This window comes from Serratia sp. CY84636 (assembly GCF_052166245.1).
GTDB lineage: Bacteria > Pseudomonadota > Gammaproteobacteria > Enterobacterales > Enterobacteriaceae > Serratia > Serratia nevei.
Window position 1 is genome coordinate 153,896 of record NZ_JBJNOX010000006.1, and the last position, 23,287, is coordinate 177,182.

Genomic DNA, 23,287 nt, shown 5'->3' on the forward strand with positions numbered 1-23,287 from the left:
ATTCCGGCCGCAGCCGGATCCATCATCGTGAAACAGTAGCGTTATCCGGGCTGGAAGTCACGCCGGCCGGGCCTCACTCGGTGATGATTTGGTAAAGCTCTTCGTCGCTCTGCGCGGCGCGCAGGCGGCGGCATACGGTTTTGTCGGCCAGGCGTTTGGCGACCAGCGACAGGGTATGCAAATGGGTTTTGCACTGATCGGCAGGCACCAGCAGCGCGAACAGCAGGTCGACCGGCTGGTTGTCGATAGCGTCGAAAGCGATGGGTTGGTCGAGACGGATAAACACGCCAACGGCCCGCAGTGTGTCCTCTTCCAGTTTGCCGTGGGGAATGGCGATACCGTTGCCGATACCGGTGCTGCCCATGCGCTCCCGGGTGAGAACCGCGTCAAACACCACCTGCGAAGGCAGATTGAGCTGTTTGGCGGCCAGTTCGCTGATAATTTCCAAAGCCCGCTTCTTGCTGGTGCAGTGTACCGAGCTTTTGGTGCACTCGATGTTTAACACCGAGCTTAATTGCATATATTCGTTGTTCATCTCATCTTCACTTAAAACCGCGCCGCCGGGCGCACCCGGCAAGGCGGTTTTTCGTCGGTTTTAACCCTGATTACCGTTCGGCGCGTCACCCATGCGGGTCACGCGCCGAAGGGCGAGGCTGCGACGGAGGCAACCTCACGGAATGGGTTAGGGTGTCAGTGTTGCTTCAATTTGTCTTTATGTTTGTTCAATTGACGTGCCAATTTGTCGATCAGCGTATCAATTGCGGCATACATATTCTCGTCTTCCGAGGTGGCGTGCAACTCGCCTCCATTCACGTGCACCGTTGCTTCCGCAATTTGCTGCACTTTTTCCACACTTAATACAACATACACCTGATTGATGCGATCAAAATACTGTTCGAGTTTGGCGAACTTGTTGTTCACGAACTCGCGCAACGGATCGGTGATTTCGATGTGGTGTCCGGTAATGTTGAGCTGCATAGTGTCTTCCTTCTCAATAGAGGTCAAACCAACTGTTTACGCTGGTTCGACGGCGGGATGGACAAAGACTCTCGGTACTTGGCGACGGTGCGCCGCGCCACGATGATCCCCTGATCGGAAAGCAGGGTGGCCAGCTTGCTGTCGCTGAGTGGTTTGGCGGGGTTTTCCGCCGCAATCAATTTCTTCACCAACGCGCGGATCGCCGTCGAGGAGGCTTCGCCGCCGCTGTCGGTATTCACGTGGCTGGAGAAGAAATATTTCAATTCGAAAATGCCGCGCGGGCTGTGCAGAAACTTCTGCGTGGTGACGCGCGAGATCGTCGATTCATGCATCTCCACGGCCTGGGCGATATCCGCCAGCACCATGGGTTTCATAAACTCTTCGCCTTGCTCGAAGAACGCCTGCTGTTGGCTGACGATGCAGCGGGTGACCTTCAGCAGCGTCTCGTTGCGGCTCTCCAGGCTTTTAATCAGCCACTTGGCTTCCTGCAGGTTGCTGCGGATGAACTGGCCGTCGGCTTCGCTGCGGGCACTGTTGCCCAGCGCGGCGTACTGCTGATTGATCTTCAAACGCGGTATGCTGTCGCCGTTGAGCTCGACCGTCCACGTGTTCTGCGTTTTGCGCACCAGCACGTCCGGAATTACGTACTCCGATTCGCCGGTATTGATCGACTGCCCCGGGCGCGGATCGAGCGACTGAATCAGCAGCATCGCTTCTTTCAGTGTATCTTCTTTTAGCCGGGTTGATCGCATCAGGCTGCGAAAGTCGTGGTTGGCCAACAGATCCAGATGGTCGCTGATGATCAGCCGCGCTTCGGCCAGATAAGGGGTGTCTTTGGCGTATTGGGAGAGCTGCACCAGCAGGCAATCGCGCAGATCGCGCGCGGCGACGCCGATCGGATCGAAACGCTGCACGCGCTTCAACACCGCCTCGACTTCCTCGAGGGTCACGTTCTCGTCGCCCAGGCTTTCCAGAATGTCTTCCAGCGGCACGGTGAGATAACCGGTGTCGTCCACCGCGTCGACGATGGAGGTGGCGATGGCGGCGTCGGTATCGGAGAACGGCGTCAGATCCACCTGCCACATCAGGTAATCCTGCAGCGTTTGGGTAGTCTCGCCCTGATAGACCGGCAGCTCGTCGTCGCTGTAGTCGGTACCGGTGCCGGACGGCGTGCCGGCGGTGTAGATCTCATCCCAGGTGGCGTCCAGCGGCAGCTCTTCCGGCATGTCTTTTTGTTCCAGCGCCTCGCGGGTATCGAGCCCCTCGGTTTCCTGGGTTTCTTTGGCGTCGATTTCGTCGTGCAGATCGGTCTGTTCAAGCAGTGGATTGCTCTCCAGCGCCAGCTGGATCTCTTGCTGAAGCTCAAGCGTGGACAACTGCAGCAGGCGGATCGCCTGCTGGAGCTGAGGAGTCATGGCCAGCTGTTGGCTGAGCCTGAGTTGCAAACCTTGCTTCATAGTCTTCTGTCTACTTCCGTTAACGGTGTCGCCCCGCAGGGCGCGCCGGCGCTCAGAGGCGGAACTCTTCGCCCAGATAAACGCGTTTTACCTGCTCGTCGGCCAGAATAGCATCCGGCGTGCCGTGGGCAATCAGTTTGCCCTGGCTGACGATGTAGGCGCGTTCACATACGTCCAGCGTCTCGCGCACGTTGTGGTCGGTGATCAGCACGCCCAGGCCGCTGTCACGCAGGTGCTCGATGATTTTTTTGATGTCGATAACGGAAATCGGATCCACCCCGGCGAAGGGTTCGTCCAGCAGAATGAATTTCGGGTTGGCCGCCAGCGCGCGGGCGATTTCGACGCGGCGGCGTTCACCGCCGGACAGCGCCTGGCCGAGGCTGTCGCGCAGATGGGAGATATGGAACTCTTCCATCAGCTCTTTGGCGCGGTCTTCGCGTTGTTCGCTGGTGAGGTCGGGGCGAATCTCCAGCACCGCCATCAGGTTGTCGTACACGCTCAGGCGGCGGAAGATCGACGCTTCCTGCGGCAGGTATCCGATGCCGCGGCGCGCGCGGGCGTGCAGCGGCAGCAGGCTGATGTCTTCTTCGTCGATCACGATGCGCCCGGCGTCGCGCGGCACGATGCCGACCACCATGTAGAAGGTGGTGGTTTTACCGGCGCCGTTCGGCCCGAGCAGGCCGACGATCTCGCCGGATTTCACTTTCAGGCTGACGTCTTCGACAACTTTACGGCCCTTGTAGGCTTTCGCCAGGTTTTCTGCGATGAGTGTTGCCATAAGTGATTAGTTACTCTTTTTTTGCCCGTTTTTGTCTTGCAACTGCGACGGTACCAGAACCGTTGTCACGCGTTTGCCTTTATCGCTGAACGCCTGCATTTGCTGCTGTTGCACCAGATAGGTGATGCGATCGCCTTTCACGTTGCTGTCGAGCTGCTCCAGATAGGCGTTGCCCGTCAGGGTCACCAGCTGGGTCGCCACGTCGTAACGCACTTTCTGCGCGTGGCCTTTGACCGGCTTGCCGCTGTCCTGCATCTGGTAGAAGGTTACCGGGTTGCCGAACGCTTCAATATAGGTCTTATTCTGATCTCCGCCCGGACGGGTGACCACCACCTTATCGGCGCGAATATCGATGGTGCCTTGCTTGATCACCACGTTGTCGGTGAAGGTACTGACGTTGCTTTGCATGTCCAACGACTGCTTGAGCGAGTCGATGCTCACCGGCTGGCTGGAGTCGGATTTCAGCGCCAGTGCGGGGGCGCTGGCGGCCAAAACTAAGCTGCCGAGCAACAGGTTACGGAGTTGGTTTTTGGTTCTGAATTTCATAGTTGGTCTTAACCTTATCAATCAGCTCAGCGGTTTTGGTCCGCAGGTTCCCACGCATTTTCATGCCGTTAGAGGTAAAATTGGTCCCGTAAAGCGTGACTTCGTCATCGGAGGTGACGTCCTGGGTGACCAGGTTTACCTGAGCGTTGTCCGTCTTAATTTTTTCCAGCTGCGAGGTGGTGGTCAGGCTGTTTACCTCGACGTGACCATACAGATACAGCATCCGGTCTTTAGTCAGTTTGGCGCGATCGGCGCGAACTGACCAGGTGGCCACCGCATTCTCATCGAACAGCGTCATCACCGGCTGGGTGAACCAGCTCAGCTCGCCGGCGGTGTAATACTTCGCGTCTTCCGCCACCAGTTTGTAATTCAGCTTGCCGGCCGGGTTGTACACCACGGTGACCGTGTGCTGGCTCTGGTAAGTCGGATCCTGATCGTTGACCGGGCCAGGGGCCGTCTCGTCGCTGAAGTCCGTCATGTTCCAGCCGATCAGCGCCAGAACGATCACCGTCAACAGGATGGTGATCCACAGTTTGGTTTTACTCATATCGACAGCCCTTTGGCGTCCTCCAGCTTATTTTGAGCCAAAAGAATGATGTCGCACAGTTCGCGCACCGCGCCGCGGCCGCCGGCAATGCGGGTGACGTAGTGGGCGCGCGGCGTCAACAGCGGGTGGGCGTCCGCCACCGCAACCGCCAGGCCGACCTGCGCCATCACCGGCCAGTCGATCAGGTCATCGCCGATATAGGCGACCTGATCCGCCGTTAACGATAGTTTATCCAACAGTTCGCGGAAGGCCAAAAGCTTATCGGACTGCCCCTGATACAGATGGGTGATACCGAGCGTCTGCGCGCGGTCTTCCAGCAGCTTGGCGGAGCGGCCGGTGATGATCGCCACTTCGATGTCCGAGGTTTTCAAGCAGCGGATGCCGTAACCGTCGCGCACGTTGAACGCCTTCAGTTCTTCACCGTTGTTGCCCATGAAGATCAGGCCGTCCGACAGCACGCCGTCAACGTCGCAAATCAACAGGCGGATGTTCCCGGCACGCGCCATAACCTCTTGTTCTACCGGCCCGTAGCAGGTTTCTACCATACCCATTCCGTTCTATTCCTTAATTAAACGACGCCGGCGCGCAGCATGTCATGCATATGTACCACACCCAGCAACTGGTCGCCATCGGCAACCAGCAGCGCGGTGATGTGGCGTTGTTGCATCAGGTTCAATGCATCGACCGCCAGAATATTGGGGCGCACCCGCACGCCGCCCGGCGTCATGACGTCGGCGATCTTCGCCTCGTGCAGGTTGATGCCCATGTCGAACACCCGGCGCAGGTCGCCATCGGTGAAGATGCCGGCGATTTTCATCAGATCGTCGCAAATCACCGTCAGGCCCAGATTTTTTCGGGTAATTTCCAGCAGCGCGTCGCGCAACGAGGCGTCGGCGCTGACGTGGGGCATTTCGCCGCCGCTGTGCATGATATCGCTAACCCGCAGCAGCAGTTTGCGGCCGAGTGTGCCACCCGGATGCGACAGCGCGAAATCCTCCGGCGTGAAACCGCGCGCTTTCAGCAGCGCGACGGCCAGCGCATCGCCCATCACCAGCGTGGCGGTGGTGCTGGTGGTCGGCGCCAGCCCCAGCGGGCAGGCTTCCTGCGGCACCTTGATGCACAGGTGGATCTCCGCGGCTTTGCCCATCGAGCTTTCCGGATTGTTAGTCATACAGATGAGGGTGATCTGCTGGCGTTTCAATACCGGAATCAGCGCCAGGATCTCGCTGGACTCGCCGGAGTTGGAGATGGCGAGCACGATGTCCTGCGGGGTGACCATGCCCAAATCGCCATGGCTGGCCTCCGCCGGGTGAACGAAGAATGAGGGGGTGCCGGTGCTGGCGAAGGTCGCGGCGATCTTGCAGCCGATATGGCCGGATTTGCCCATGCCCATCACCACCACTTTGCCGCCGCAGGCGGCGATCGTTTCGCAGGCGCGGGTGAAGTCTGCGTTGATGTAGCTGTCGAGCTGAGCCAGCCCTTCACGCTCTATCTGAAGCACTTCTTTGCCGGCCTGCTGAAAATCGAAGCCCGGTTGCAACTCAATGTTCGACATACTCATTCCCGTCGGTTTAGCCGAAAGTACTGAAAGGGTTAAAGAACAGCACCGCAAGATACGCAATAAAGCCGCATAATAACAGCGCGCCCGCCAGGTGGCCGATGCGGTGTTTGCGGCCGATGCACAGCACGCTCAGCAGCACGCTGGCCGCCAGCATCACCCAGTAATCGCGCTGGAAGGCGGCGGTGTCCACGCTACCCGGCGATAGCAGGGCGGGGACGCCCAGCACGATCACCGTGTTGAAAATATTGGAGCCGATGATATTACCAATCGCCATATCATCCTCGCCCTTCAGCGCCCCGGCGATGGAGGTGGCCAGTTCAGGCAGGCTGGTGCCGATGGCGATAATGGTCAACCCGACCACCAGTTCGCTCAGGCCGAAATAGTGCGCAATCACCGTCGCGTTATCGACCACCATCCTGGAAGAGAGCGGCAGAATGATAAACGCCAACACCAGCCACAGCACCGCCACGGTGTTGCTGCTGTCCTGCGGCAGCTCGGCGATCTGTTCCATGGTCAGGCTGTCGCTGCCCTCGCGCTGCGCCAGCCGGGCGATTTTCAGCATCAGCAGGATGAAGCCGGCGGCGGCGGCCAGCAGCAGTACGCCGTCCAGCCTGCTCAGGGTACCGTCCATCAACACGAAACCGCACAATACTGTGACCGCTAACATCAGCGGCAGTTCGCGCCGCAGTATCTCGGAGCGCGCGGCCAGCGGGTGAATCAGCGCCGCCACGCCCAGGATCAATAAAATGTTGGTAATGTTGGAACCTAATACGTTGCCAACGGCCATATCTATCTGCCCGTTCAGCGCGGCGGTGGTGGACACGATCAGCTCCGGCAGCGAAGTGCCGATGCCGACGATGGTCATGCCGATGATCAACGGCGGGACGCCGAGCGAGCGGGAAATCACGGCAGCACCATAAACTAAGCGGTCTGCACCATACACCAGTAGAAATAAACCAACGATTAATAATGCTATCGCGAGAAACATGCAGGGTCCTTTGTCGGGTATTATCCCGGTTCGTTGGTTAAAGCCGTCAATGCGGCGGTATTGCTTGCCCTCCGTTGCGCGCGTTAGAGCCACAGCAACGGTTTTTCCCGGCTAATAGTTGAACAGTTTCGTTTTTTTTCGTTATGGCGCCAATTTTGACCGGGTGGCGCGGAAAAGTAAAACCAATGGCACCATTGGTCGCGAAATGGCAGTAAGTTTTTGTAAAGATGAGACGGATTGCGCCCATTGCTTTAACATCACGGGTAGATTCAGCAACAGATGAGTCGTAAAGGGTCCATTAACATGCTCCATAAGGCAGATAATTTGGTCGAAGTGCGCGACATGAGCTTCTCGCGCGGCGACCGGCGGATATTTGAAGACATCAACCTGACGGTGCCCCGCGGTAAGGTCACGGCGATCATGGGGCCATCGGGCATCGGCAAAACCACGCTGCTGCGCCTGATAGGCGGCCAGCTGACGCCGGACAGCGGGGAGATTTGGTTCGACGGCGACAACATTCCCGCGTTGTCCCGCCGTCAGTTATACGACGCGCGCAAAAAGATGAGCATGCTGTTCCAGTCGGGCGCGCTGTTCACCGATTTGACCGTATTCGAAAACGTGGCCTACCCGCTGCGCGAGCACAGCAACCTGCCTGAACCCCTGCTGCGCAGCACGGTGCTGATGAAGCTGGAGGCGGTAGGGCTGCGCGGCGCGGCCCAGCTGATGCCCAATGAGCTTTCCGGCGGCATGGCGCGCCGGGCGGCGTTGGCGCGCGCGATCGCGCTGGACCCTGAGATGATCATGTTCGACGAACCCTTCGTCGGCCAGGATCCGATCACCATGGGGGTGCTGGTCAAGCTGATCGATGAGCTGAACCATGCGCTGGGCATTACCTGCATCGTGGTGTCGCACGACGTGCCGGAGGTGCTGAGCATCGCCGACTACGCCTACATCGTGGCCGATCACCGGGTGATCGCCGAAGGCACCACGCAGCAATTGCAGAACAATCCTGATGCGCGCGTGCGCCAGTTCCTGGATGGTATAGCGGATGGGCCGGTGCCGTTCCGTTACCCGGCCGGGGATTATCAGACCGAACTGCTAGGCTTAGGGAGTAAATAAGCTCATGTTATTAAGAGCGTTAGCGTCCTTGGGGCGCAGTGGCATCAACACCAGCGCCAGCTTCGGCCGCGCCGGGTTGATGCTGTTCAACGCGTTGATTGGCCGGCCGGAACCCGGCAAGCAGTGGCCGCTGTTGTTGAAACAGCTCTACAGCGTCGGCGTGCAGTCGCTGCTGATCATCATGGTCTCCGGGCTGTTCATCGGCATGGTGCTGGGCCTGCAGGGCTATATCGTGCTCACCACCTACAGCGCCGAGGCCAGCCTCGGCATGATGGTGGCGCTGTCGCTGCTGCGCGAACTGGGGCCGGTGGTCACGGCGCTGCTGTTCGCCGGCCGCGCCGGTTCCGCGCTCACGGCGGAAATCGGCCTGATGAAGGCGACGGAGCAGATCTCCAGCCTGGAAATGATGGCGGTCGATCCGCTGCGGCGCATCGTGGCGCCGCGCTTCTGGGCGGGGCTGATCAGCATGCCGCTGTTGACCATCATTTTCGTTGCGATCGGCATTTGGGGCGGCTCGGTGGTCGGCGTGGACTGGAAGGGCATCGACAGCGGCTTCTTCTGGTCGGCGATGCAGGGCGCCGTGGAGTGGAAAAAAGATCTGCTCAACTGCCTGATCAAAAGCGTGGTATTCGCCATTACCGTAACCTGGATTGCCATTTTCAACGGGTACGACGCCGTGCCTACCTCTGAAGGGATTAGCCGGGCGACGACGCGTACCGTGGTGCATTCGTCACTGGCGGTGTTGGGATTGGATTTCGTGCTGACAGCACTGATGTTTGGGAATTGATTCGATGCAAACGAAGAAGAGTGAAATCTGGGTTGGGGCATTTATGCTGATCGCGCTGTGCGCCATCGTGTTTATCTGCCTGCAGGTGGCGAACCTTAAATCGATCGGCAGCGAGCCGACCTACCGCATTTACGCGACGTTCGACAACATCGGCGGCCTGAAACCGCGTTCGCCGGTGAAGATCGGTGGCGTGGTGATCGGCCGCGTGGCGGACATCGAGCTCGATCCGAAAACCTACACGCCGCGCGTGGCGCTGGATATCCAGAAAAAGTACGACCAAATCCCGGATACCAGCTCGCTGGCGATCCGCACCTCCGGCCTGCTGGGCGAGCAATATCTGGCGCTTAACGTGGGCTTCGAAGATCCTGACATGGGCACCACCATTCTGAAAGACGGCGGCACCATCCAGGACACCAAATCAGCCATGGTTCTGGAAGATCTGATCGGCCAGTTCCTGTATAAAAGCGGCGGTCAGGACAGCGCCAAATCGGGAGACGCGGCCGCTGAGCCGGCTGCCGGCGCTGCACCGCAACCCGCTGTTCCAAGTCATTAAGAGAGGATACCTGCATGTTTAAACGTTTACTGATGGTGGCTCTGCTGGTGGTTGCACCGCTGGCGAGCGCAGCCGACCAAACCAATCCTTACAGCATGATGCAAGACGCGGCGCAGAAGACCTTCAGCCGTTTGAAGAACGAACAGCCGAAGATCAAGCAGGACCCGAACTACCTGCGCTCCATCGTGCATCAGGAACTGATGCCGTTCGTGCAGGTGAAATACGCCGGCGCGCTGGTGCTGGGGCGTTACTACAAAGACGCGACGCCTGCGCAGCGCGAAGCCTACTTCACCGCCTTCCAGTCTTACCTGGAGCAGGCGTACGGTCAGGCGCTGGCGATGTACCACGGCCAGACTTACCAGATCGCGCCTGAACAGCCGCTGGGCAATGCCGACATCGTGGCCATTCGCGTCACCATCATCGACAACGGCGGCCGTCCGCCGGTGCGTCTGGATTTCCAATGGCGCAAGAACAGCAAAACCGGCTACTGGCAGGCGTATGACATGATCGCCGAAGGCGTCAGCATGATCACCACCAAGCAGAACGAGTGGGCGTCCACGCTGCGTACTCAGGGCATCGACGGCCTGACCAAACAGCTGCAGGCCGCCGCAGCGCAGCCTATCACGCTGGACAAGAAAAACTGATGTCTGCAGCGCTCAGCTTCGAATCACAGCAGCAGACGCTGATCCTGCGCGGTGAACTGGACCGGGAAACGCTGCAGCCGCTGTGGCGGCAGCGCGACGCGCTGATGGCGGATAAAACCGCGATCGACGTGGCGCAACTGCAGCGCGTGGACTCCGCCGGGCTGGCGCTGTTGTTGCATCTGCAGGAAGAGCAGCGCGAGCGCGGCGTCGCGCTAAAAATTTTCGGCGCCACCGAGCGCCTGAAAACGCTGATCGCGCTCTACAACCTGCAGGCGATAATGCCTGTCGATACCGCCGGTTAGCGGCGTTTTACGCCGCCCTTGCGTGGTAAAACGATACAAAGCCCCTGTTACGCAGGGGCTTTTTCTTTAGTTTAAGAAAACATCGTATTCCACTAAGATACTAGGCTGTTTATGATCCTTTAGCGGCAGAACTGGATACTATGGAAACCAACGAGATTAAAGACGTGCTGATGCAGGCATTGGCACTGGATGAAGTACATGTGACGGGCGACGGCAGCCATTTTCAGGCGATCGTGGTCGGTGAACTGTTCGCCGGTATGAGCCGCGTCAAAAAACAGCAGACGGTTTACGCACCGCTGATGGAATACATTGCGGACAACCGCATTCATGCCTTGTCTATCAAGGCGTACACCCCTGAAGAGTGGCAGCGAGACCGCAAACTCAACGGATTTTAAGGCTGTTTGCCCTGCCGGGCGGGCAGCTTCAGATTAGATAACAGAGAGTAGTCAGATGGATAAATTTCGTGTGCAGGGTCGGACTCGCCTGAGCGGTGAAGTGTCTATTTCCGGGGCCAAAAACGCCGCCCTGCCGATCCTGTTCGCCGCCCTGTTGGCGGAAGAGCCGGTCGAGCTGCAGAATGTCCCTAAGCTGAAGGACATCGACACCACCATTAAACTACTCAACCAGCTGGGTACCAAGATTGAGCGCAACGGTTCGGTCTTCGTGGACGCCAGCGGGGTGAACGAGTTCTGTGCCCCTTACGATCTGGTGAAAACCATGCGCGCATCCATCTGGGCGCTGGGGCCACTGGTGGCGCGCTTCGGCCGCGGCCAGGTTTCCCTGCCGGGCGGCTGCGCGATCGGCGCGCGTCCGGTCGATCTGCACATCACCGGCCTGGAGCAGTTGGGTGCCGAGATCAAGCTGGAAGAAGGTTACGTCAAGGCGTCCGTCGAGGGCCGCCTGAAGGGCGCGCACATCGTCATGGACAAGGTGAGCGTGGGCGCGACCGTGACCATCATGAGCGCCGCGACCCTGGCGACCGGCACCACCGTTATCGAGAACGCCGCGCGTGAGCCGGAAATTGTCGATACCGCCAACTTCCTCAACACGCTGGGCGCGAAGATCAGCGGCGCCGGCAGTGACAAGATCACCATCGAAGGCGTCGAGCGTCTGGGCGGCGGCGTGTACCGCGTGCTGCCTGACCGCATCGAGACCGGCACCTTCCTGATCGCCGCCGCGGTTTCCGGCGGCAAAGTGATGTGCCGCAACACCCGTCCGGACACGCTGGATGCGGTGCTGGCCAAGCTGCGCGAAGCTGGGGCCGATATCGAAGTGGGTGAAGACTGGATCAGCCTGGACATGCACGGCAAACGCCCGAAAGCGGTCACCGTGCGCACCGCGCCGCACCCGGGCTTCCCGACTGACATGCAGGCCCAGTTCAGCCTGCTGAACCTGGTGGCGGAAGGTACCGGCGTCATCACCGAGACCATCTTCGAAAACCGCTTCATGCACGTGCCGGAACTGATTCGCATGGGCGCGCACGCGGAAATCGAGAGCAACACCGTGATTTGCCACGGCGTTGAGCAGCTGTCCGGCGCTCAGGTAATGGCGACCGATCTGCGCGCTTCCGCCAGCCTGGTGATCGCCGGCTGCATCGCCGACGGCGTGACCGTCGTCGATCGCATCTACCACATCGACCGCGGCTATGAGCGTATTGAAGACAAGCTGCGCGCGCTGGGTGCGGACATCGAGCGTGTGAAAGGCGAGTAATGCGCTGAGCGCGTTGTGTTTAGCATAGACTTTAAGAAAACGGCTTCCGGATGGAAGCCGTTTTTGCGAGTACCAGGAAAGGAATGTTACTGAGAAAGCGTTTCCAGCGTACGGCCATAGAGGGGTTGATCTTTCGCGGAGCCCGATACGTTATTATTGCGCACGTACCCATCAAAATTAGAACCTATCAGGCTGCCTACCCACTGGCCTTCCATCGATGCCGGGGCGATCGAACCCGTGAAGCTCGAATCGTATAAGAGTCCGACATTGAGGCCAATTAAGCCGCCGCGTTGGGAAATACCGAAGCTGTTCACCTTGCCGGAAGCCGAGACGTTCCTGAGGGTGCCGCCATTTCTCCCCGCCACGCCGCCGACCGCACTGTAAGCGTCTCCGGTCACGTCGCCGGACGCGCTGGCTCGCTCGAGCGTACTGGCAAGATCATTAAGGCCGACAATTCCCCCTACGTCGCTGCCCGTTCCGCCATGAACGTTACCCAGGGTTTTCACCTGAGTGATGATCCCTTTGTTGTAACCCACCAGACCGCCGACCTGGCTGTCGCTGCCCCCAGTGACGGTGACGTTAGCCGTCGCGTCGCTGATGGTACCTTGCTCGTTGCTGCCGACCAGGCCGCCGACTCGGCTATTGGCCGCAGCGCTAACCGTACCAAGAGCCGTTGCTTGCGTGATGAGGCCATAGCGATTGTGACCGACCAGGCCGCCGATATACGCATCGTTGCCGCCGTTGACGTCGGTATCGGCACTGACGTTTTTAAGCGTGCCGCTGTTATTTTCACCGACCAGCCCACCGAGTGTGCGACTGAAAACGCCCGAAAGGGTGCCTTGCGCTTTGGCATGGGTGAGAGTGGCTTCGTTATTGCGCCCCACCAGTCCACCGGCTACGCTGGCCTTACCGGCATACACCTCGCTTTCCACGTCGGCATTTGTCAGGTTGCCATAGTTATCGCCGATCAAGCCACCGATGAGGCTCTGGTTTCCACCCTGTACTTTTCCTCTGGCGGAAACGTTGACGAGTTCGCCGCTGTTGCGCCCGATGAGGCCACCGATGTTGGCGTTATCACCACCGATAACGGTATTTCTCGCATGCGCATTTTTCACTTTGGCCTGCTTGTCGTTAACCCCGATGAGGCCGCCGATATTCCCGCCGTTTTTACCGGTAACGTCGCCGTTGGCCTGTACCGTATCCAATTCGCCTCTGTTCTGCCCGACCAAACCGCCGATGGCGTAGGCACCTTCGCCGGTGACGGGGCCGTTGGCCGTCGAATGAGTAATCTTACCGTCGTTGAAACCGGCCAGACCGCCGATCCGGCTGTTGCGCTTACCGACGACCGTGGTATTGGCGACGGAGTTGAAGATAGTGCCGTGGTTAGCCCCCACCAGACCGCCGAGATCCATCTGCTCGCCTGATGCGCTAACGCTACCCTCGCTTGAGGAACCGTCCACCAGGCCGCTGTTATCGCCGACCAGGCCGCCTAGCTGGCCAGACGAGCCATTAGCAATACTCGAAACGGTAACTTTCGCTTGGCTATTCTGAATTACCCCCAGGTTATGGCCAACCAGCCCACCGAGGTTTCTGCGGGAGGTCGTGCCTGTCACCTTGCCGGATGCAGAAGAATTAAGCACTTTACCGAGGTTGATACCGATCAGTCCGCCGATATCGCCGCCGCCGTGAATACTGATCCGTGTCGCTTTGACGTTGGAAACGGTGCCGGCATTCAGGCCGGTAAGGGCTCCGGTGTATTGCGTGAATGACGTAGGGCTAAACGACAACGCATCCAGTTTCAGGTTGCCTATGTAGCCTGTGGATGAGTTGAACAGGCCGAGATAAGGGCCAGAGTTGGTGATTTCCAGACCCTGGATCATATTTCCCAGTCCTTCGAAAACACCGTTGAAGGTCGTGTTGCCCCCGATGGCATCGATACGGCTGTCGCTGGAAATATCGTTGCCCAGAACGTAACGTGCTTTCAGGTTTTTATTGATATCCAGCAGTTCCGACAGCGTCTGGATCACTTTGTACTGTTCACCGTTGACGCTGAACGCAGCGTTGGTGCCCGATAGGGTCACTGCAGCGTTGTTGTTCAGCGTATAGCCCGTTTTGTGGTTAAGTGCCAGAGCACCGCCTGCGCCGGTCGCTTTGATCGGGGCGTTAATTTTGATCCCGGCCCGTTCCGCCGTCAGCGACAGCCTGTTGGCGCTCTGCCAATTTACCTGCTCAGCAACGGTGACATCGCCTTTGGCGCTAACAAGATCTACATTGCTATTTTTTAACGTATTTTCCAGCGTTTTGGCATTTAAGTTTCCGCCATTCGCTACGTTGACATCGGCGGAGGTCAGTCTCCAGGTTCCGGTTTTGCCATTCAGTGCGCGGGTTGAGATTTGGACATTTGGCTGCGCGACGACGCGCGCGCCTTTGGTCTCAATGGTGCCACCGTTGCCGGTATTGGCGGTGGCGCTCAGCGTACCGTCCAGGTTGACGACGCCATTGTCGCCGCCGTCGAGGATGATGCGGCCTGATTGTTCGCGCAGGGTTTCCGCTACGATCACGCCCTGGTTGTTTACCACGGTTCTCAGGGCATCGCCTGCGGCTTTGGCGCTCATTAACACCTGGCCGCCATTGGCGTGCAATACGCCGCGGTTTTGAGCCAACGCGTTGAGCGCAGCGCCGTCAATCTGCAGATTAAGCAGCTTGTTACCATCGAAGTTCAGCGTGATGTCATCGCCGGCGCCTAAGGCGACGGTACCCATCTTCGCCACGACAATCCCTTGGTTATTCACCCTTGCACCCAATAGCGCGATGCTGCCGGCGTCAGCCGCTTGCAGCCGGCCTTCGTTGATGACTTCCGCTTGCGAACTGCCGACGAAACGGTTTTTTCCCGCCAGGAAGTCGGCATTGCTGATATCGTGGGTAGAAGCCACCAGTCCCCCGACGTTGACCTGTGCATTTTTGCCAAATATCACGCCGTTCGGGTTGACGATGAACACCTTGCCGTTGGCGTTGATTTTGCCCTGAATGTCACTGCCATTCACGCCGACGACGCGGTTCAGCGCTACGGATGTGTCGCCTGGCTGGCGGAACGTCACGCTCTCGTTGCCGCCTACGTTGAAACTGTCCCATTGAGTGATTAATTTGTAGCTGTGTTGATTGATGGTCATATCAGGACCGTTGGTGGTGATGTCGCCCTTGCCGGAGACGATGTTTTGCCCGCTGGGCAGCGCGAGTGCCTGTTCCAACGGTAGCAAGCTCAGCAGGGAAAGTGTCACTGCCAGACGGCGCTTGCCGCTGCCCTTGCCACGGCGGCTGCAGTGTTCGTTGACCACATTCCAGCACTCCCGAACCGGGTTCCAGACCAATGCATAGATTTTATTCATTATTCATTTCCTTATTTTTCATGAGTGCCGCTTTCCAGCAGCTGGTCTTTAGCATCAGGCGGTTAGAAATACCGGGCCGCCTGTAGCCAAATTCGTGGGGATTTATCCGTCTCGCTGCCTGGGCCAGAAGCGGCGAGCGGCCAGGCTGCAGTAAGACCGACCTGATGGTTTGTTCCTCCCCAGATGAGCGATGAGCCAGCGGCCGACATGTGCACGCGGTTTTTCTCCGTCGTCCAGGGATGTTTGTTGAGGCGTGCGCGTCCTTGGTCGATAAAAGTGCCCAGTTGCCAGCCGGGTCTGAGGGCGTAGCGCAGTTCTATGCTGGCTTGCCAGCCCAAATCGCCGTTGCCGCTGCCCGGCGCGTAAGCCCGTACGGCATAGGGGCCGCCCACGCTGAATTTTTCAGAGGAGTCCAGATTTCCTGGGGCCCATTGCGCGTTGAGTTGGGTAGACAGCTGGAAGGCACCGCTCAGGTTTTGCAGCCTGACCGCACTCAGCGCCAGTTTGCTGAACTGCCCTTCGGTTTTTGCGGTACGGCCGTCCCAGCGGCGAGCTGAAGGATCTTCAATGTGCAGATTGCCGATGCTGTAAGAAAGCGATGCCACGCTTTGCCCCCCGCCAAACAAACGATCTTGGGCATTGAGATCGACGCCTGCTGTCCACAGGCTGATGCGTTTGCGGCTACGGCTGTCGAAGAGATCGATGTCGTCGCGAAGCGTCTTGTCGTCAAATTGCAGCTGCGCGTTGACGTTCAGGGTACGGCTGCGCAGCAGGGGCTGGGCAACGAAGACGCTGCCGATGGTGGCGTTGCCGTGGGCTTTCAGCTCGCGGAAATCTTTGCCTAACCGATAGTTCATGTACGAATGCGCAACGCCTACTCGTGTCGCCCAAGGGCTGACGGGGAGCTGGTAAGCCATGCGGTAATAGCGTTGATGCTTATCGCTGCTCAGCAAGCGAAGGTCCAGGCGGTCACCCAACCGCAGGGGATTGTTAACGCCCAGCGATGCGATGCCGCGGTATTCGCCGGTATAGACGTCGCCAAAGTTATCCGTTTGCAAGACGCCATCTACCCGTTTTCCTGGCGCAGCGTTAATCAGCCAATCTGTAGTGCCGGGTTGCGAACCTGGCAACAGAGTGCTGTTGATCAATACTCCGGGTATATCGTTGAGCAGTAAAAGGTTTCGCTCTAACTGAGCGTCTGTGATGGCCATGCCGCTGTGTATATGGGATAACTGCCGGCGTAATATATCGTCTCTGACTTGAGATTTATTATTTAGAGTGATGTTTCCGTAGCTACCTTCAACTATATCAATACGAATTTGACCATCGACGATCTCTTGCCGGGGCAGGTAAGCGCTGGCCAGGAAATAACCTTTGTTTCGATAGTGAATGGTTATCCTTTGAACGACAGTTTTTAACTGTGCCACCGTTAATTCACGCCCCTTGAACTCTGCAATCAAAGGCAATAGTTTGGCTGAGGAAATACTCTCGTTTCCGTTAAGAAAGAAACTGTTTACCAACAAAGTGGGCGAATTATCCGCAGCAGGCGCAATGGGGGCGGCCTTGGCTGGAGAAGGCTTCATCTCTACTGGGGCAGGAATATTAAGACGAGTCTCTTCGAGATCTCTCATGACTTGTCCTGCATTAGGCAACACAGCTGATGTGGCTAAGGAGGGGAACGTTACAATCAGGAGGCTTGCTGATGCTTGAAAATAAAAATAACCTCGCTGTGCTAAGTGAATAAATTTCACCCATACACCAAGAGAGCGGGAGATAATGATATTACTTATAGTATTCACGAAAGGAATTCCATCTAAGAAAAAATAAGTATTTATTCTATTGCGTTCAATGCTGGTAGAGTTTTTCTGCGATATTATTGGTTCGAGATTTATTAATCGCAACGTTTTTTAATCTTTTTTATTTTTTTTGGAATTTTCTGGTGTTCTAATGTGTGATGTATATTAATTATTTTATTAATGGGTTGGATGTAATATGTTTTTATTGAACTTATAATTATGGGTTATTAATTGGGGTGCTGATTATCTGAAGGGAAACAAAGCCTATTAGATAAGTAATAAGAATGGACAGGGTAAGGCAGGAATGCGGTTGGGGGCACCGCTCTTTGAGTGAATATAAAGCGGTGCGTGGGTGATCAAAGGGCTAGTTGCTGTCTTCCGGGAATTCACCCACCGTCATTTTCAACGTAATGCGTTTGCCGTCGCGCAGCACGATAACCGGTATCTCGGTGCCCGGTCTGATCTCCGCCACCTGGTCCATGGTTTCCAGCACGGATACCGCCGGTTTGTTATCCACGTTGATGATGATGTCGTTGATCTGGAAACCGGCGTTGCTCGCCGGGCCGTTCGGCGTAATTTCGGTCACGATGATGCCCTGCAGGCGATCGATGCCGGAATTGGAGGGGCGCAGCGGAATGATCTCCTTGCCCTGAATGCCGAAATAGCCACGGATCACGCGGCCGTCGCGGATCAGCTTGTCCATGATTTTGGTGGCCAGTTCGATCGGAATGGCGAAGCCGAGGCCCTCCGGCGTTTCGCCGTCGGTGATTTTGTCATAGGTCAGGGTGTTGATACCGATCAGCTCGCCCAGCGAGTTGACCAGCGCGCCGCCGGAGTTGCCGCGGTTGATTGAGGCGTCGGTCTGCAGGAACGTCTGCCGGCCGGTGGTGCTCATACTGATGCGCCCGGTAGCGCTGAGGATGCCCTGAGTCACGGTTTGCCCCAGGTTATAGGGGTTGCCGATCGCCAGCACCACGTCGCCGACGTGGGCAACGCGATTTTTATTGGTCGGGATCACCGGTAAATTGCCGGGATCGATCTTCAGCACCGCCAGGTCGGTCAGGCCGTCGGAGCCGACCAGCAGCGCTTCATAGCGGCGGCCATCCTGCAACACCACGGTGATCTGCTGAGCGTCTTTGATCACGTGGCGGTTGGTGATGATATAGCCGCGTTCGTTCATGATCACGCCGGAACCGAGCGACAGCACGTTGGCGGCGCCGTTCAGGTTGCGGTTGTAGATGTTCACCACGGCAGGGGCGGCGCGGCGCACCGCCTTGTTGTAGCTCACCGGCGTTTCGTCGCTGGTATTCTCGGTTTTCTCTGCAAACAGGCCGTTGGAAGAGCGCAGCATGGGCAGGGCGGCCAACAGCAGGCCGGCAACGATGAGACCGATAACGACAGAACGCAAGAGCTTAGCAAACATGGAGTTTTCGTGGTGTGGTGAACGATGTTCGGAGGATAGCATGAGTTAACCGGGCGCAGTATGTCACCGAGCCCGGTTTTTGCACAAATTAACGCAGCAGCAGATAAATGGTTTCGTTACCGCGCACGATATTGAGCGCCATCACCGGTGGCTTGGCTTCCAGCACCTTGCGCAGCGCGGTGATACTGTCCACGCGCTGGCGGTTGACGCCGATGATCACGTCGCCTTTTTGCAGGCCGATTTGCGCCGCCGTCGAGCCTTTATCCACGTTCTCCACCTTCACGCCCTTGTCGCCGCTCGGCAGCGCGCCGTTGCTGAGGGATACCCCCTGCAGCGCCGGCGACAGCGTTTCGGCATTGGTCGAGGCGCTCTCGCTGTTGTCCAGCGTGACCGAGACTTCCTGCGGTTTACCGTCGCGCAGCAGGCCTACCTTGAGGGTTTTGCCCGGCGCAGTGGTGCCGACCTTGGCGCGCAGTTCGGCAAAGCTGTTCACCGGTTTGCCGTCGACGGAAACCAGAATATCCCCGGCTTTGATGCCGGCCTTGGCGGCGGCGGATTTCGGCAACACTTCGCTGACGAAGGCGCCGCGCTGCGCGTCGGTGTTGAAGGCTTTGGCCATGTCCGGGGTCATTTCACTGCCCTTGATGCCAAGCAGGCCGCGTTTCACTTCGCCGAATTCGATCAGCTGCTGGCTCAGGTTCTGCGCCATATTACTCGGAATGGCGAAGCCGATGCCGACGTTGCCGCCGCTCGGCGCCAGAATGGCGGTATTGATGCCGATCAGTTCGCCGTTCAGGTTAACCAGCGCGCCACCGGAGTTGCCGCGGTTGATGGAGGCGTCGGTCTGAATGAAGTTTTCCAGCCCTTCCAGATTCAGGCCGGTACGGCCCAGCGCTGAGATGATGCCGGAGGTGGCGGTTTGGCCCAGGCCGAACGGGTTGCCGACCGCCACGGCGAAGTCGCCGACGCGCAGCTGGTCGGAATCGGCCATCTTGATGGCGGTCAGGTTTTTGGTATCGCTGAGCTGCAGCAGGGCGATGTCGGACTGTTCATCGCGCCCGACCAGCTTGGCGTCCAGCTCGCGACCGTCGTTCAACTGCACGCGGATTTTATCGGCGTTGTTGATGACGTGGTTGTTGGTCAGCACGTAGCCCTTGGCGGCGTCGATGATCACGCCGGAGCCCAATCCTTCAAACGGGCGGGAACTCTGCTGTTGGCCGGGGAAGTTGGGGCCGAAGAAGCGTCTGAACTCTTCCGGCAACTGTTGACGCTGCACCTGGGTGCCGGCGACATGCACGCTCACGACGGCGGGCAAGACTTTTTCCAGCATCGGCGCCAGGCTCGGCAGCGGCTGCCCCTGCACGGCGACGGGCAGGGCCGCGTTGGCCGCCGGTGCGGCGCTGAACGCCAGGCCGAGGCTCATTGCCAATGCACTAAGAATTAACGACTTTTTCTTCATTGATGATAACTCTCTCAATACCTGCCGATGAAAATTTGATGATAAGGCAATCGCCTTGTCATAGTGAAGGGTAAGACCGTGAATTTGCGTGCAAAGTTCAGTAAAGGTAATGCGAAGGAAGGTCAATATGGCACAAACGGGATTAAACCCGCGGGAGGCCCCGCGGGCGAAGAAGGAATATCAGTCGCGGCGTGCGCTTTGGCCGCGCAGCAGGCCGGAGGCCCCTTCCGAATAGTCGCGCGGCATTTCCACCGGCGCCTGATCGTTGTCCGCTTCCGCTTCGGTCAGGCGATAGCGGAACGGGTTCTCCTGCATCGGCAGATCCGGCAGCAGGTTGTTGGAGCTTTTCGCCATATGCTGATACAGCTGGCGATAATCGCGCGCCATGTTATCCAGCAGCTCGGCGCTGCGGGCGAAGTGGCCGACCAGCTCCTGACGGTACTCTTCCAGCTCGGTTTTGCTCTTGTCCAGCTCATTCTGCAAGACTTGTTGTTGACGCAATTTACGGTTGCCAAAACGCATCGCCACCGCACCAATCACGATACCGACGACCAAACCAATCAGCGCATACTCCCAGGTCATGATGACTCCTATTTTGACTTCGTTGTTCCGCAGGGATTTTTCACTTAATAATATCCACTATAACCGTTAACCTTGTCCGAGTGGAATCCTGATGCGCTTCAACCTAATTTTTACAGGGTTTTCAGCGGCGCCCGCAGCGGGCATTTGTGGCGATAACGGTGCGAATCGGCATCAACTTGCCGCCAACGTTGGCTAAATAATTTCTAAGCGTTCTTAGGGAACATCGAACAGATGCAGGCACTATCACCGTTATCTCGCTACCAGCAGGCGCTGGACGCGGGGGAATATCAGGCCGATGAGGTTCAACGTCGGGCCGTTACTCAACTGGATCGCATTTATCAGGCTCTGCGGCAAAAGCCGGCGGCGAGCGCGCCGACCGGCGGGCTGCGCGGCAAGCTCAGCCGTTTGTTGGGCAAGGGCGGCGAAACGGCGCCGCAGCGCCCGGTGCAGGGGCTGTATATGTGGGGCGGCGTCGGGCGTGGCAAAACCTGGTTGATGGACATGTTCTTCCACAGCCTGCCGGGCGATCGCAAAATGCGTCTGCACTTCCACCGCTTCATGCTGCGGGTGCATGAAGAGCTGACCGAGTTGCAAGGGCGGGAAAACCCGCTGGAAATCGTCGCCGACGGCTTCAAGGCCGAGACCGACGTGTTGTGCTTCGACGAATTCTTCGTGTCCGACATCACCGACGCCATGCTGCTGGCCACGCTGCTGCAGGCGCTGTTCGCGCGCGGCATCACGCTGGTGGCCACGTCGAACATCCCGCCGGACGATCTGTACCACAACGGTCTGCAGCGGGCGCGTTTCCTGCCGGCTATCGATCTGATCAATGAGTACTGCGACGTGATGAACGTCGACGCCGGTATCGATTATCGTCTGCGTACTCTGACCCAGGCGCACCTCTACCTGACGCCGCTGAGCGACCAGACGCGCGAAACGCTGGACCGGATGTTCGTCAAGCTGGCGGGCAAGGCGGGGGAGGAGGCGCCGATGCTGCAGATCAACCATCGGCCGCTGCAGGCGATCCGTTCGGTGGACGGCGTGCTGGCGGTGGATTTCCACACGCTGTGCGAAGAGGCGCGCAGTCAACTGGACTACATTGCGCTGTCGCGGCTGTATCACAGCGTGATCCTGTATAATGTGCAGGTGATGGGGCCGCTGAAAGAGAATACCGCGCGCCGTTTCCTGGCGCTGGTGGACGAATTCTATGAGCGTCACGTCAAGCTGGTGATCGGTGCCGAGGTGTCGATGTTCGAGATCTACCAGGGGGAGCGGCTGAAGTTCGAGTATCAGCGCTGCCTGTCGCGCCTGCAGGAAATGCAGAGCGAAGAGTACCTCAAGCTGCCGCATCTGCCCTGAGCCCATCGGGCCTATCGCCGGTTGCCCGCCGCCGGCGATAAATTTATTTTCCATTCAAAAACCGTTCGATCTTTGTGAGCGACTTCTCTATAATCTTGCGACCCCACGTTACAACAAAGTTTTTTTTCCCAAAAACTTTATAGTGCCGGCAATGGCTATTCGAAGGGGTAGGTTTGCTGGACTTGTATGGTCGTGTGAGCCTCAACTGTTTTCGAGCGTTTGGGTGTTCACCAACGTGTAACTAATTATTGGGTAAGCTTTCTAATGAAAACTTTTACAGCTAAACCAGAAACCGTAAAACGCGACTGGTACGTTGTTGATGCAGATGGTAAAACTTTAGGCCGTCTCGCTACTGAACTGGCTCGTCGCCTGCGCGGCAAGCATAAAGCGGAATACACCCCGCACGTGGATACCGGTGATTACATCATCGTTCTGAACGCTGACAAAGTTGCTGTAACCGGCAACAAGCGTACAGACAAAGTGTACTACCACCACACCGGCCACATCGGTGGTATCAAGCAAGCGACCTTTGAAGAGATGATTGCCCGCCGTCCTGAGCGCGTGATTGAAATCGCGGTTAAAGGCATGCTGCCAAAGGGCCCGCTGGGTCGTGCTATGTTCCGTAAACTGAAGGTTTACGCGGGCACCGAGCACAATCACGCGGCACAGCAACCGCAAGTTCTGGACATTTAATCGGGATTAATGGCAATGGCTGAAAATCAATACTACGGCACTGGTCGCCGCAAAAGCTCCGCCGCTCGCGTCTTCATCAAGCCGGGCAACGGTAACATCGTTATCAACCAGCGCAGCCTGGAACAGTACTTCGGTCGCGAAACTGCCCGCATGGTAGTTCGTCAGCCGCTGGAGCTGGTCGACATGGTTGGCAAACTGGACCTGTACATCACCGTTAAAGGTGGTGGTATCTCCGGTCAAGCTGGCGCTATCCGTCACGGTATCACCCGTGCACTGATGGAGTACGATGAGACTCTGCGTTCTGAACTGCGTAAAGCTGGCTTCGTCACCCGTGACGCTCGTCAGGTTGAACGTAAGAAAGTCGGCCTGCGTAAAGCACGTCGTCGTCCGCAGTTCTCCAAGCGTTAATTTTCGCTGCTTCGGCAGTGCGATTTACGCAAAAAACCCGGTGCTTCACCGGGTTTTTTTATGCCTGAAATCCGCCGTCCCCGACTAAAATCTGTGGCAGATCAGACAATTCAACATGAATTCACCGCACCGTCCCCACAAAACAAGCAAAATCTGGTAAACTATCACCCACTTTTGCGCCTGTTCGCCGTGCAGTTGACCTCCTGGGCCG

24 protein-coding genes are annotated in these 23,287 nt (G+C 57.8%); 10 read left to right on the forward strand and 14 right to left on the reverse strand.

Features of this window, described 5'->3' with window-relative positions:
• Positions 1 to 73: 73 nt before the first annotated feature.
• From ptsN to ACJ8QI_RS17785, 9 genes are all read right to left on the reverse strand, one after another.
• On the reverse strand, positions 74 to 535 hold the full coding sequence (gene ptsN / locus ACJ8QI_RS17745) for a PTS IIA-like nitrogen regulatory protein PtsN (RefSeq protein WP_016930212.1): 462 nt from the start codon (positions 533 to 535) through the stop codon (positions 74 to 76).
• Between the two features lie 155 nt (positions 536 to 690).
• Positions 691 to 978 (reverse strand): ribosome hibernation promoting factor, encoded by a 288-nt coding sequence (hpf, locus tag ACJ8QI_RS17750; RefSeq protein WP_004937038.1) that lies wholly within the window; start codon positions 976 to 978, stop codon positions 691 to 693.
• Between the two features lie 23 nt (positions 979 to 1,001).
• Positions 1,002 to 2,435, reverse strand: a complete 1,434-nt coding sequence (gene rpoN / locus ACJ8QI_RS17755) for an RNA polymerase factor sigma-54 (protein ID WP_049198529.1) — start codon at positions 2,433 to 2,435, stop codon at positions 1,002 to 1,004.
• A 52-nt stretch (positions 2,436 to 2,487) separates the two neighbouring features.
• Entirely contained in the window at positions 2,488 to 3,213 is a 726-nt protein-coding gene (gene lptB, locus ACJ8QI_RS17760; RefSeq protein WP_004937040.1) for an LPS export ABC transporter ATP-binding protein, read from the reverse strand.
• Positions 3,214 to 3,219: 6 nt separating this feature from the next.
• A complete protein-coding gene (gene lptA, locus ACJ8QI_RS17765; RefSeq protein ID WP_025304377.1) occupies positions 3,220 to 3,759 on the reverse strand; it encodes a lipopolysaccharide ABC transporter substrate-binding protein LptA in 540 nt (179 codons plus the stop codon).
• Positions 3,728 to 4,306: an LPS export ABC transporter periplasmic protein LptC gene (lptC, locus tag ACJ8QI_RS17770; RefSeq protein ID WP_038879652.1), complete on the reverse strand. Its 579-nt coding sequence runs from the start codon at positions 4,304 to 4,306 to the stop codon at positions 3,728 to 3,730. Before lptC ends, lptA begins: the two co-directional genes overlap by 32 nt.
• Positions 4,303 to 4,857 carry a 3-deoxy-manno-octulosonate-8-phosphatase KdsC gene (gene kdsC, locus ACJ8QI_RS17775; protein ID WP_021505108.1) on the reverse strand — a complete coding sequence of 185 codons (555 nt, stop codon included), beginning with the start codon at positions 4,855 to 4,857 and terminating at the stop codon, positions 4,303 to 4,305. Before kdsC ends, lptC begins: the two co-directional genes overlap by 4 nt.
• A 17-nt stretch (positions 4,858 to 4,874) precedes the next feature.
• Positions 4,875 to 5,861, reverse strand: a complete 987-nt coding sequence (kdsD, locus tag ACJ8QI_RS17780) for an arabinose-5-phosphate isomerase KdsD (RefSeq protein ID WP_442532882.1) — start codon at positions 5,859 to 5,861, stop codon at positions 4,875 to 4,877.
• Between the two features lie 16 nt (positions 5,862 to 5,877).
• Positions 5,878 to 6,855 carry a calcium/sodium antiporter gene (locus tag ACJ8QI_RS17785; RefSeq protein ID WP_004937053.1) on the reverse strand — a complete coding sequence of 326 codons (978 nt, stop codon included), beginning with the start codon at positions 6,853 to 6,855 and terminating at the stop codon, positions 5,878 to 5,880.
• A 303-nt stretch (positions 6,856 to 7,158) separates the two neighbouring features.
• Between ACJ8QI_RS17785 and mlaF the strand changes: the two genes are divergently transcribed.
• The 7 genes from mlaF (at position 7,159) to murA (ending at position 11,970) form a co-directional block, all read left to right on the forward strand.
• Positions 7,159 to 7,974: a phospholipid ABC transporter ATP-binding protein MlaF gene (gene mlaF, locus ACJ8QI_RS17790; protein WP_038879647.1), complete on the forward strand. Its 816-nt coding sequence runs from the start codon at positions 7,159 to 7,161 to the stop codon at positions 7,972 to 7,974.
• A gap of 4 nt (positions 7,975 to 7,978) precedes the next feature.
• Positions 7,979 to 8,761, forward strand: coding sequence for a lipid asymmetry maintenance ABC transporter permease subunit MlaE (mlaE, locus tag ACJ8QI_RS17795; protein WP_004937059.1), 783 nt, complete (start codon positions 7,979 to 7,981; stop codon positions 8,759 to 8,761).
• 4 nt (positions 8,762 to 8,765) lie between these two features.
• Positions 8,766 to 9,314: an outer membrane lipid asymmetry maintenance protein MlaD gene (gene mlaD, locus ACJ8QI_RS17800; protein ID WP_197658530.1), complete on the forward strand. Its 549-nt coding sequence runs from the start codon at positions 8,766 to 8,768 to the stop codon at positions 9,312 to 9,314.
• Between the two features lie 14 nt (positions 9,315 to 9,328).
• Positions 9,329 to 9,958 (forward strand): phospholipid-binding protein MlaC, encoded by a 630-nt coding sequence (gene mlaC, locus ACJ8QI_RS17805; RefSeq protein ID WP_142110563.1) that lies wholly within the window; start codon positions 9,329 to 9,331, stop codon positions 9,956 to 9,958.
• Positions 9,958 to 10,260: a lipid asymmetry maintenance protein MlaB gene (gene mlaB, locus ACJ8QI_RS17810; RefSeq protein ID WP_442532883.1), complete on the forward strand. Its 303-nt coding sequence runs from the start codon at positions 9,958 to 9,960 to the stop codon at positions 10,258 to 10,260. Before mlaC ends, mlaB begins: the two co-directional genes overlap by 1 nt.
• A gap of 140 nt (positions 10,261 to 10,400) precedes the next feature.
• The gene (gene ibaG / locus ACJ8QI_RS17815) at positions 10,401 to 10,655 is read left to right on the forward strand and encodes a BolA family iron metabolism protein IbaG (RefSeq protein WP_004937066.1); all 255 of its coding nucleotides are present in this window, start codon (positions 10,401 to 10,403) and stop codon (positions 10,653 to 10,655) included.
• A gap of 55 nt (positions 10,656 to 10,710) precedes the next feature.
• A complete protein-coding gene (gene murA / locus ACJ8QI_RS17820; RefSeq protein ID WP_442532884.1) occupies positions 10,711 to 11,970 on the forward strand; it encodes a UDP-N-acetylglucosamine 1-carboxyvinyltransferase in 1,260 nt (419 codons plus the stop codon).
• A gap of 86 nt (positions 11,971 to 12,056) precedes the next feature.
• On the opposite strand, the gene ACJ8QI_RS17825 is transcribed toward murA, so the two are convergent.
• From ACJ8QI_RS17825 to zapG, 5 genes are all read right to left on the reverse strand, one after another.
• Positions 12,057 to 15,356, reverse strand: a complete 3,300-nt coding sequence (locus ACJ8QI_RS17825) for a GLUG motif-containing protein (protein WP_442532885.1) — start codon at positions 15,354 to 15,356, stop codon at positions 12,057 to 12,059.
• Between the two features lie 62 nt (positions 15,357 to 15,418).
• Positions 15,419 to 16,987, reverse strand: a complete 1,569-nt coding sequence (locus ACJ8QI_RS17830) for a ShlB/FhaC/HecB family hemolysin secretion/activation protein (RefSeq protein WP_442532886.1) — start codon at positions 16,985 to 16,987, stop codon at positions 15,419 to 15,421.
• A 529-nt stretch (positions 16,988 to 17,516) separates the two neighbouring features.
• Positions 17,517 to 18,575, reverse strand: coding sequence for an outer membrane-stress sensor serine endopeptidase DegS (gene degS / locus ACJ8QI_RS17835; RefSeq protein ID WP_004937070.1), 1,059 nt, complete (start codon positions 18,573 to 18,575; stop codon positions 17,517 to 17,519).
• An 88-nt stretch (positions 18,576 to 18,663) separates the two neighbouring features.
• Positions 18,664 to 20,034 (reverse strand): serine endoprotease DegQ, encoded by a 1,371-nt coding sequence (degQ, locus tag ACJ8QI_RS17840; RefSeq protein WP_442532887.1) that lies wholly within the window; start codon positions 20,032 to 20,034, stop codon positions 18,664 to 18,666.
• A gap of 180 nt (positions 20,035 to 20,214) precedes the next feature.
• Complete coding sequence (gene zapG / locus ACJ8QI_RS17845) at positions 20,215 to 20,616, reverse strand: Z-ring associated protein ZapG (protein ID WP_004937074.1); 402 nt, start codon at positions 20,614 to 20,616, stop codon at positions 20,215 to 20,217.
• 231 nt (positions 20,617 to 20,847) lie between these two features.
• Here zapG and zapE point away from each other — a divergent pair, with 231 nt between their 5' ends.
• The 3 genes from zapE (at position 20,848) to rpsI (ending at position 23,076) form a co-directional block, all read left to right on the forward strand.
• A complete protein-coding gene (zapE, locus tag ACJ8QI_RS17850; RefSeq protein WP_442532888.1) occupies positions 20,848 to 21,975 on the forward strand; it encodes a cell division protein ZapE in 1,128 nt (375 codons plus the stop codon).
• A gap of 264 nt (positions 21,976 to 22,239) precedes the next feature.
• Positions 22,240 to 22,668 (forward strand): 50S ribosomal protein L13, encoded by a 429-nt coding sequence (gene rplM / locus ACJ8QI_RS17855; RefSeq protein ID WP_004937079.1) that lies wholly within the window; start codon positions 22,240 to 22,242, stop codon positions 22,666 to 22,668.
• Between the two features lie 15 nt (positions 22,669 to 22,683).
• The gene (gene rpsI, locus ACJ8QI_RS17860; RefSeq protein WP_004937080.1) at positions 22,684 to 23,076 is read left to right on the forward strand and encodes a 30S ribosomal protein S9; all 393 of its coding nucleotides are present in this window, start codon (positions 22,684 to 22,686) and stop codon (positions 23,074 to 23,076) included.
• The last annotated feature ends 211 nt before the right edge of the window (positions 23,077 to 23,287 follow it).

Bases quoted from the DNA above. Each gene is read 5' to 3' on its own strand.
- ptsN (WP_016930212.1), bottom strand. From the start codon at position 535: ATGAACAACGAATATATGCAATTAAGCTCGGTGTTAAACATCGAGTGC.
- hpf (WP_004937038.1), bottom strand. From the start codon at position 978: ATGCAGCTCAACATTACCGGACACCACATCGAAATCACCGATCCGTTG.
- rpoN (WP_049198529.1), bottom strand. From the start codon at position 2,435: ATGAAGCAAGGTTTGCAACTCAGGCTCAGCCAACAGCTGGCCATGACT.
- lptB (WP_004937040.1), bottom strand. From the start codon at position 3,213: ATGGCAACACTCATCGCAGAAAACCTGGCGAAAGCCTACAAGGGCCGT.
- lptA (WP_025304377.1), bottom strand. From the start codon at position 3,759: ATGAAATTCAGAACCAAAAACCAACTCCGTAACCTGTTGCTCGGCAGC.
- lptC (WP_038879652.1), bottom strand. From the start codon at position 4,306: ATGAGTAAAACCAAACTGTGGATCACCATCCTGTTGACGGTGATCGTT.
- kdsC (WP_021505108.1), bottom strand. From the start codon at position 4,857: ATGGGTATGGTAGAAACCTGCTACGGGCCGGTAGAACAAGAGGTTATG.
- kdsD (WP_442532882.1), bottom strand. From the start codon at position 5,861: ATGTCGAACATTGAGTTGCAACCGGGCTTCGATTTTCAGCAGGCCGGC.
- ACJ8QI_RS17785 (WP_004937053.1), bottom strand. From the start codon at position 6,855: ATGTTTCTCGCGATAGCATTATTAATCGTTGGTTTATTTCTACTGGTG.
- mlaF (WP_038879647.1), top strand. From the start codon at position 7,159: ATGCTCCATAAGGCAGATAATTTGGTCGAAGTGCGCGACATGAGCTTC.
- mlaE (WP_004937059.1), top strand. From the start codon at position 7,979: ATGTTATTAAGAGCGTTAGCGTCCTTGGGGCGCAGTGGCATCAACACC.
- mlaD (WP_197658530.1), top strand. From the start codon at position 8,766: ATGCAAACGAAGAAGAGTGAAATCTGGGTTGGGGCATTTATGCTGATC.
- mlaC (WP_142110563.1), top strand. From the start codon at position 9,329: ATGTTTAAACGTTTACTGATGGTGGCTCTGCTGGTGGTTGCACCGCTG.
- mlaB (WP_442532883.1), top strand. From the start codon at position 9,958: ATGTCTGCAGCGCTCAGCTTCGAATCACAGCAGCAGACGCTGATCCTG.
- ibaG (WP_004937066.1), top strand. From the start codon at position 10,401: ATGGAAACCAACGAGATTAAAGACGTGCTGATGCAGGCATTGGCACTG.
- murA (WP_442532884.1), top strand. From the start codon at position 10,711: ATGGATAAATTTCGTGTGCAGGGTCGGACTCGCCTGAGCGGTGAAGTG.
- ACJ8QI_RS17825 (WP_442532885.1), bottom strand. From the start codon at position 15,356: ATGAATAAAATCTATGCATTGGTCTGGAACCCGGTTCGGGAGTGCTGG.
- ACJ8QI_RS17830 (WP_442532886.1), bottom strand. From the start codon at position 16,987: ATGAGAGATCTCGAAGAGACTCGTCTTAATATTCCTGCCCCAGTAGAG.
- degS (WP_004937070.1), bottom strand. From the start codon at position 18,575: ATGTTTGCTAAGCTCTTGCGTTCTGTCGTTATCGGTCTCATCGTTGCC.
- degQ (WP_442532887.1), bottom strand. From the start codon at position 20,034: ATGAAGAAAAAGTCGTTAATTCTTAGTGCATTGGCAATGAGCCTCGGC.
- zapG (WP_004937074.1), bottom strand. From the start codon at position 20,616: ATGACCTGGGAGTATGCGCTGATTGGTTTGGTCGTCGGTATCGTGATT.
- zapE (WP_442532888.1), top strand. From the start codon at position 20,848: ATGCAGGCACTATCACCGTTATCTCGCTACCAGCAGGCGCTGGACGCG.
- rplM (WP_004937079.1), top strand. From the start codon at position 22,240: ATGAAAACTTTTACAGCTAAACCAGAAACCGTAAAACGCGACTGGTAC.
- rpsI (WP_004937080.1), top strand. From the start codon at position 22,684: ATGGCTGAAAATCAATACTACGGCACTGGTCGCCGCAAAAGCTCCGCC.